Genomic DNA, 370 nt, shown 5'->3' on the forward strand with positions numbered 1-370 from the left:
TCGGCTCATTGATGCGCCAATTACTAACTGAAAGTGCTGCCCGACTGTCAAGATGGAAAACTAAAATCATAAGCGCTGTCGAGTCAAATGGGCAAGTAATTATTGACTTGATTCCCGAAGTAGAACTAATCATTGGCAAACAGCCAGAAGTGCCACAACTTGGGGCAACCGAATCGCAAAACAGATTTAATCGAGTTTTTAAAGAATTTATTCACGTCTTCGCTCAAAAAGAGCATCCTTTAGTCATATTTTTAGATGATTTGCAATGGGCAGATTCAGCCACATTGAAGTTAATGCAAGTGCTAATTGCTGACCCAGATAGCAAATATCTGCTATTCATCGGCGCGTATCGGGATAATGAAGTTAGTCC

General features: G+C 40.8%; 1 protein-coding gene. It reads left to right on the forward strand.

Annotated elements, in window-relative coordinates:
- Positions 1 to 11 precede the first annotated feature (11 nt).
- The coding region (locus FLQ44_RS25705) for an ATP-binding protein (RefSeq protein ID WP_240801376.1) at positions 12 to 370 on the forward strand (359 nt) is incomplete at its 3' end.

Origin of the sequence: Vogesella mureinivorans (assembly GCF_007644035.1) — a bacterium.
Taxonomy (GTDB): Bacteria; Pseudomonadota; Gammaproteobacteria; order Burkholderiales; family Chromobacteriaceae; genus Vogesella; species Vogesella mureinivorans.